Genomic DNA, 7,724 nt, shown 5'->3' with positions numbered 1-7,724 from the left:
GGTCGGGGCCCCTTCCCCAGGGCCCCGACCGCGCGTCGGGTTCATTCGGCCGCACCGGACCGAGGTCCCTTCCCCTGGACCTCGATGGCGCATGGCCGTCGTATAAGGCCGTGGCATTCGGCGGTGGCATACGGCCGTGGCGGCCGGGCGCCCCACCCCGTGACATGGTGGGGCATCGCGTTCGGACCGCGCCCGCCGACCGACTAGCGGGTCGCGCCCGCCAGCAGCGCCACCACGTCGGAGTAGGTGGCCAGCTCAACGACCTCGCGCGAATCCGTCTTGCCGTCGTTGATCTCTTCGGCCTCGTCGGTGGCCGGCGCTGTCTCGCCGATCTCCTCCAGCTGGTCCTCGGGAACGTTGCCCGAGCCGATGGCCTGCTCGAGGAAGGCGATCAGGAGGTCGATCTGGGCCTGGTCCAGGCCGGCGGCGTCGGCGGCGTCGCGGACGGCGGCGATGCTCTCGCTGAAGTCGGCGTTGGTGGAACCGGCCTTGACGGCCTCGATGATCGCGTCGACCAGCTCGGAGGTGGCCACCGGGGAGTCGGTCCCGGTCGCGTCGTCGCCGCCGATCACGTCGGCGGTCTCGTCGCCGCCGGTCGTGGCGTCGTCTTCGTCGGCGGCGTCGTCGCCGAAGATGCCGGCGGTGTCGAGGCTGCCCGCACCCGGCGCGGCGCGGCCGGACGGCGGGGACACGGCGTCGGCGTCGACTCCGGTGTCTTCCTCGGTTTCTGCGCGGCGCTCGCCGGTCTTCACGGCGTCGGACTTGTCGTCGCGGGTGGCGCCGGCACCCTCGGGGGCCGCACCGGCGGCGAGGGCGTCGAGCTCGGCCTTCGTGCCGTTGAAGGTGTTCAAGTCGACCGGGGTGTTGATGCCGGGCACGCGGCCGGTGCTGGATCGCTGCCAGAACAGGGGCTCGTCCCAGCCGCCGGGCAGGTTGGTCGGCGGCGTGTTCTGGTATGCGGCGAACCACAGCGGGTAGCCGGTGAAGGCGCTGGTGTCGCCCATCTTGACGGACCAGAACCAGCGGAAGGTGTAGATCATCGGCGTGCGGCCGGTCTTCAGTTCGACGCGCTGGAGGAACGTCGCCGTCCACTTCTCCAGGGCGGCGGGGGACATGCCGGCGTCGAGCTCGATGTCGAGAACGGGCGGCAGGGTACGGGCGTCGGCGGGCTGCAGCTTGAGGGCTTCGGCGTAGGCGTCGGCCTGGACGATGGCATCGCGGTCCGGGTGGGCCTTGTGGTAGCTGCCGATGATCAGGCCGGCGTCGTGGGCGGCCTTGGAGTCTTCCGCGAAGTAGGTGCTCAGGCCTTCCTTTCCGTCGGTGGCCTTGATGAAGGCGAACTTTTCGCCGGAGGCGGCGACCTGCTCCCAGTTGAGCTTGGCGCCGTTGGGGCGCTGCCACTTGGAGACGTCGATGCCGGTGGGCGACGTTGCGGTGAAGGCGTCGGCGGGTGCGGGGGCCACGAGGCCGAGGGCCATGGGCAGGGCGGCGGCGAGGGCGACGAGTGCGTTCGCGCGGCCACGGCGTGCCCCCGAACGCTGCCGGGACGCGGGGAAGGTCACGGTGCGGAGGTTCATGGTTCACCACCATACGGCACAATTGCCTCTCTAGTCACACGAGTAACACCAATAACATGCCCCGGACCGTATTTTTACTGGGGTTTTCGTGCTTGAGCCAGTGGAATTCCTGCTTGACGACGCCTACGGAGACCCTTTTCGCCCGATGCGCCCCGAATTTCCGGTGATTACCGCCCGGCCTCGTCGACGGAGAGACGGGAGACCTTCTCCATCCTCTTCGCCGCACGCCAGCACGCGACCAGCGCCACACCACACAGCGCCCATAGCGTCGCGTACCACCACACGCCCCACGCGTCCGGCCACGTGTAGTTCCACAGGAAGTGCATCGCGAACGCCGCACCCGGGCCGCCGAGGCCGAACGCCCACCGCGCAGGCGTCGTCAAGCGCGGATGCAACAGCGCCACCCCGACGCCGAATCCCGCCACGCCCGAAAAGAACACGTGCAGGCCGGGGCCGAAGATCGAACGGACCAACCACGTGGAAAGCAGACCGGCGACGTCGGAGTTCGGGTCGTCGAGCGCTCCGGAGGCTCCGTACTGGATCGTTTCGATGAGCTCGAAACCCAACCCCGCGAAGACGCCCACGAGCAGGCCGTCCCACGGACGGTTCCACGGGCGCGGCAGAGCCAGGAGGATCAGCGCAATGCCCAACGACTTGCCGACCTCCTCCGGCCACGCCCCCGCCAGCGACGCCTCCGCGGCCTCCCACCCCAGCGCCGTCGCGATGGTCGTCATCGAATCGGCGACGGAGATGACGAACACGAACGACGCCCCAGCACCCCACGCCAACGCCAGCAACGGCCACGCACCGGCCGGACGCCACAGGACGCTGCGCGACAGCAACCACCAGACCAGTCCAATCACCGCCGTCGACACCACCGCACCGAATCCCAGCGACACGGGAGTGATCAGGCCGAACACCATCAACGACACCACGTTGGCCGCAAGGCCCGCCGCGATGAGCGGCACGATGACGAGGAAGGCCCAGATGTTGCGGGACGGCGCCGCGCCGGGGCGGGAATTCGGGGCGGCGGCGGGCCAGTGCTGGTTGTCGGGGTGCGGCGGAGGATTCATCGGCAGACCCATCACTTCTCACCCGCCCGGACATCGGCGAGGATCGTCGCGGCGGCGGCGTCGACCGCGTCCCCGTCGCCCGACACGATGGCGACGATGGCGGAGGCGCCGGCCTCGTCGTAATCGTCCTCCTCGCCGAGCACGATGACCCGGTACACGGTGCCGTAGACGTCCTCCACCGGCGAACCGGACCAGGCGATCAGGCCCGGCGCGTGCGGGGTTTCGGCCGGCCGCAGCTCTGGGGCCGGGTCGTCGCTGAACAGCGTGGCGCGCAGGGCGCGGGCGCCGAAGCGCGGCAGGTCCTCGACGTCCACGGCGGATCGGGTCTCGATGACGACGTCACCGCACGTGAACTGGTGCGCGCCGATCGTCAGCGCAAACTCGCGCGTGCAGTCGGGTTCGCCGTCTCGGACGTCGAAGGACGCGGCGAAGGGGGCGCCGTCGCCGCCGAGAACGACCGTGCGCACCGACTCGAGCGACGCCGCCTCCTCGCCCTTCGTCGCGGACAGTCCGGCCGCCAGAGCCACCGGCGCCAGCGACGCGGCGAGCGCCACCGCACCGACGACGGCGACCATGCGCCCGGCACCCCGGCTTCCCCCGCCTGCCCCGAATCGGTTGTGATCCATCCGCCCATGATGCCACGGGGTCCCCGCAGTCGAGCGCCATCCACGTCGGAAACCTCAAGGCCACGGCGTCGTCGAGCACCGGATCCGGGGCCGTCCCTAAACTGGGCCGCATGACAGACGAGAACGTGACCACGAGTTCCTCCGACGCCACGACCGCCGCTTCCGCCACCGACTCCGGGGCCACCGCCAAGCCGGTGCCCTCCCCCGCCGACGACCTGTACCGCCACGTCAACGGCGCGTGGATCGACTCGCACGTCATTCCCGCCGACCGCGCCGTCGACGGCGCGTTCCACAAGCTGCGCGAGGAATCCGAGAAGGCGGTCCGCGCGATCGTCGAGGACGCCCCGGCGGATTCGCGCATCGGCGTTCTCTACGGCGGTTTCATGGACGAAGCCGCGATCGAGGCGGCCGGCATCGATGCCCTGGCGCCCGACGTCGCCGCCATCGACGTCGATGATCGCGACGATCTCGCCGAGGCGCTCGGCGCCCTCGACCGCACTGGCGTGACCGGCCCGGCGGCGTTTTGGGTGGAGAAGGACTCGTCGTCGGACGAGGCGATGCTCTACCTGGTCCAGGCCGGTCTCGGCCTGCCGGACGAGGCCTACTACCGCGAGGAAGCCCACGCCGAGACGCTCGCCGCCTACCGCGGGCACGTCGAGTCGATGCTGCAGCTGTTGGAGGATTCCACGGTCTGCGCCGGCGACTTCGAGGGCTTCGACGGCCTCGATTCCTTCCCGTTGCACGACCTGCCCGACGCCGCCCGACGCATCGTCGACTTCGAGACGACGCTCGCCGAGGGCCATTGGGACGTCGTCGCCAGCCGTGACGCCGTGCGCACCTACAACCTCACCGCCCTGACGGACCTGCCGGCCGGGTTCCCCTGGGCACGTTGGTTCGCGCAGATGGGCGTCGACGCCGAAGCGGACGGCCAGGAGGCTGCGGACATCGACCGGATCGTCGTCATGCAGCCGACCTACCTCGAGCACCTGGCCCGCGTGTGGCGCGACGCCGACGTGGACGACCTGCGCCTGTGGGCGCTGTGGCGGGTGCTCAAGGCGCGGGCGCCGTACCTGGGCGCGGCGTTCGTCGAGCAGAACTTCGAGTTCTACGGCAAGACCCTGTCCGGCGCGGAGGAGCTGCGCGCCCGCTGGAAGCGCGGCGTCGGCCTCGTCGAGGGGGCGCTGGGCCAGGAGGTCGGCAAGGAGTACGTCGCCCGGCATTTCCCGCCGGAGCACAAGGAACGGATGCTCGGGCTCGTCGACTACCTCCTCGAGGCGTACCGCGAGCGCATCACCGACCTCGAGTGGATGACGCCGGCCACCCGCGAGCGCGCCCTGGAGAAGCTCGGCCTGTTCAAGGCCAAGATCGGCTACCCCGACAAGTGGCGCAGCTACGAGGGCCTCGAGTTGACCGGCTCCTTGCTTGACGACGTCCGCCGCGCGTCCGCCTTCGGCCACGACTATGAGGTGGCCAAGTTGGGCAAGCCGGCCGACCGCGACGAGTGGTTCGCCACGCCCCAGACGGTCAATGCGTTCTACAACCCGGTGGTCAACGACATCACGTTCCCCGCGGCGATCCTGCAGCCGCCGTTTTTCGACCCGGACGCCGACGCCGCCGCGAACTTCGGGGCGATCGGCGCGGTCATCGGCCACGAAATCGGCCACGGCTTCGATGACCAGGGGTCGCAGTACGACGGCCACGGCAACCTCAACCAGTGGTGGACCGACGCCGACCGCGCCGCGTTCGAGGGGTTGACGGACAAGCTGGTCGAACAGTTCGACGGCCTCGTGCCCACCGGCCTGCGCGAACTCGGCGAAACCGGGGTCGGCGTCAACGGCAAGTTCACGCTCGGCGAAAACATCGGCGACCTCGGCGGCCTGGGCATCGCCGTCGTCGCGTACCGCCGCTGGCTCGCCGACCAGGGGCGGGAGACCTCCGTGGAGAAGGACCCGGCCGCCTACCGGGGGTTGTTCCTGTCGTGGGCGCTGGTGTGGCGCACGGCGATCCGCCCGGAGATGAGCCGCCAGTACCTCGCCATCGACCCGCACTCGCCGGCGGAGTTCCGCTGCAACGTCATCGTCGGCGACATCGACGAGTTCCACGTCGCCTTCGATGTTCAGCCGGGCGACGGCATGTGGCGCGATCCCGCCGAGCGCGTGACCATCTGGTAGCCGCACTCGGGAGCGGTGGCAACGCCTCAGTCTCAGCCGTCGGCGCCCCCACCCCGAACGGCGGCAACGCGACCCGGCGGCGCCCCTCCGGCGGCTACGCCGCCTGCGGGCGGTGTCGCGCGTCGAGCTCGCGGAACAGCGCGGTGTTCATGCGGAACGCCAGCACGGCTTCGACGACGATGCGGTCGCGGACGTCGCCGCGGAGGTCCAGGGCGTCGAGCCGGTCGCGGTAGGCGTCTCGGTAGGGCTTGATCTTGCCCACGGCGGAGAAGTCGTAGAACCTCGCCCCGTCGCCGTCGATGTCGTAGTGGTCGCGGAGCCGTCGGGCGATGATCTGCCCGCCGGACAGGTCGCCGAGGTAGCGGACGTAATGGTGCGCCAGCAGCGCCGATGCGTCGCGGTTGCGGCCGAGTTCGGTAAGGCGGTTGACGTAGGCGGCGGTCGACGGCAGCGCCTCGATCGACGAACGCCACCGCGGCCCGACCAGGAACGCCAGGTCGCGTTCAAGCGCGTCATGGCGTTCCAGACGTGCGTCGGCGATCGCGGCGCCCTCCGGGGTGTCTGCGACGGCGCGCACGGAATCCTCGAGCGCGCCGTAGATGAACCACAGCTGCCCGGCCAGGTCGGCGGCGGCGCCGGGGGTGAGTTCGCCGTCGAGGAGGGCGGTCATGAATCCGGAGTTTTCGGCGTCGTCGTGGACGGCGGCGGTGGCTTCGCGGAGTCGGATGGTCAGTCGTTCGGTGGTCGTCCGGAGCATGTCGCCCCTCCTTCGGTGTCGGTGGTTCAGTGTCGGTGGTTCGGGTGTTCGGTTGCGGTCGGCGTGGGGTGCCGTCCGCGTGCGGGCACGATGACGGGGTTGCCGCCGGAGTCGGCGAGGACTTCCACGTCGAGGCCGTAGACCTCTCCGATGAGGTCGGCGGTCAACGTGTCGGCCGGGGCTCCCGCGGCGACGACGCGGCCGCCGTCGAGGACGACGATGTCGTCGGCGTGGGCTGCGGCGGCGGCCAGGTCGTGGAGGACCACGACGACGGCGACTCCCTCGCGGGCGCGGGCGCCGATGAGCCTCAGCATCGCCTCCGCGTGGCGCAGGTCGAGGGCGGCGGTGGGTTCGTCGAGAAGCAGAACCGGAGTGTCCTGGACCAGCACGCGGGCGCAGTGCACGCGGGCGAGTTCCCCGCCGGACAGGACTGTGACGGGCCGGTCGAGCAGATGCGCCACATCGCAGTCGTCGATGACGCGGCGGCGCAGCTCCGGATCCGCCTCTCCCCAGGGGGAACGGCCGAATTCGATGACCTCTCCCGCCGTGAACGGCACCGTCGCCGGATGAGATTGGGGCAGCACGGCGCGCAGGCGGGCGCGGTCGCGGATCGGCACGGCGTGAAGATCCGCGCCATCGAGTTCGATGCGCCCGGAATCGGGTGCCTCGTCGCCCGACAGCGCCGCCAGCAGCGTCGATTTGCCGGCGCCATTGGGCCCGACGAGAGCCGTCACGCGGCCGCGGGGTGCGTGGACGGTGACGTCGTCAAGCAAGACGCGCCCACCCTTGCGGACCGTCACGCCCCGCGCCGACAGCCTCGACCGCGAGTCGGCGGGGCACGGAATCTCGGGCAGGATGTCGCGCAGGCTCGGGGTCTTCATCGCCGCACCGCCCGTCCGCCGCGCAACAGCAGCCAGAAGAACAGGGGGCCGCCGACCAGGGAGGTCAGCATGCCCAGCGGCAGATCGGCGCCGGTGACCAGGGTGCGCGCGGCGAGATCGGCCAGCGTGGCCACCAACGCGCCGCCGAGCAGCGACGCCGGCAGCAGCGCCGCATGGCCGGGGCCGAGGATGAGCCGCAGCGCATGCGGGACGACGAGGCCGATGAACACGATGATGCCGGAAAACGCCACGCCCACCGCCACGACCAGCGCCGTCAACGTGATGACGACGCGACGCAGCGTGACGACGTCGACGCCCAGATGCCCGGCCTGGGCCTCCCCCAAACCGAGCAGGTCGAGGCGTCGGGCCAGGGCCCACAACACGGCGGCCGCGGGAACGGTGGCGGCGGCGACGATGGCCGTCGACGTCCAGTCGCCGCCGGCGAAGCTGCCCATCTGCCAGAAGACGATGCGGTCGCGGGCGGCCGGTTCGGCGATGAACGTCAGAGCCGACACAAGGCCGCCGCACACCGCGTTGACCGCGACGCCGACGAGGATGATGCGGGCGACGTCCCGGCCGCCGCGGGCGGTGGCGGCGACGACGGCGGTGGCCAGCGCGCCACCGGCGAAGGCGCCGGCG

At 70.9% G+C, this 7,724-nt stretch carries 7 protein-coding genes; 1 reads left to right on the top strand and 6 read right to left on the bottom strand.

Annotation, left to right across the window (positions count from 1 at the left end; translation table 11 throughout):
* Positions 1-203 precede the first annotated feature (203 nt).
* The 3 genes from HMPREF3121_RS12715 to HMPREF3121_RS07110 all read right to left on the bottom strand — a co-directional run bounded on the left by HMPREF3121_RS12715 (position 204) and on the right by HMPREF3121_RS07110 (position 3,276).
* Entirely contained in the window at positions 204-1,577 is a 1,374-nt protein-coding gene (locus HMPREF3121_RS12715) for a glycoside hydrolase family 25 protein (RefSeq protein WP_070521526.1), read from the bottom strand.
* Between the two features lie 167 nt (positions 1,578-1,744).
* A complete protein-coding gene (locus tag HMPREF3121_RS07115) occupies positions 1,745-2,662 on the bottom strand; it encodes a PrsW family intramembrane metalloprotease (RefSeq protein WP_070521523.1) in 918 nt (305 codons plus the stop codon).
* Positions 2,662-3,276 (bottom strand): hypothetical protein, encoded by a 615-nt coding sequence (locus HMPREF3121_RS07110; RefSeq protein WP_141743024.1) that lies wholly within the window; start codon positions 3,274-3,276, stop codon positions 2,662-2,664. The genes HMPREF3121_RS07115 and HMPREF3121_RS07110 overlap by 1 nt, the downstream gene beginning before the upstream one ends.
* 110 nt (positions 3,277-3,386) lie before the next feature.
* Between HMPREF3121_RS07110 and HMPREF3121_RS07105 the strand changes: the two genes are divergently transcribed.
* The gene (locus HMPREF3121_RS07105; RefSeq protein WP_070521517.1) at positions 3,387-5,447 is read left to right on the top strand and encodes a M13 family metallopeptidase; all 2,061 of its coding nucleotides are present in this window, start codon (positions 3,387-3,389) and stop codon (positions 5,445-5,447) included.
* A 94-nt stretch (positions 5,448-5,541) separates the two neighbouring features.
* Here the strand turns inward: HMPREF3121_RS07105 and HMPREF3121_RS07100 are convergent, their stop codons facing one another.
* The 3 genes from HMPREF3121_RS07100 to HMPREF3121_RS07090 all read right to left on the bottom strand — a co-directional run.
* Positions 5,542-6,204 carry a biliverdin-producing heme oxygenase gene (locus HMPREF3121_RS07100; RefSeq protein WP_070521514.1) on the bottom strand — a complete coding sequence of 221 codons (663 nt, stop codon included), beginning with the start codon at positions 6,202-6,204 and terminating at the stop codon, positions 5,542-5,544.
* A gap of 26 nt (positions 6,205-6,230) precedes the next feature.
* Positions 6,231-7,085 carry a heme ABC transporter ATP-binding protein gene (locus tag HMPREF3121_RS07095; RefSeq protein WP_083291418.1) on the bottom strand — a complete coding sequence of 285 codons (855 nt, stop codon included), beginning with the start codon at positions 7,083-7,085 and terminating at the stop codon, positions 6,231-6,233.
* The coding region (locus HMPREF3121_RS07090) for a FecCD family ABC transporter permease (protein ID WP_141743023.1) at positions 7,082-7,724 on the bottom strand (643 nt) is incomplete at its 5' end. The genes HMPREF3121_RS07095 and HMPREF3121_RS07090, both read right to left, overlap by 4 nt.

This window comes from Corynebacterium sp. HMSC11E11 (assembly GCF_001807025.1).
GTDB lineage: Bacteria > Actinomycetota > Actinomycetes > Mycobacteriales > Mycobacteriaceae > Corynebacterium > Corynebacterium freneyi.
This window is presented reverse-complemented; position numbering and strand designations above follow the sequence as displayed.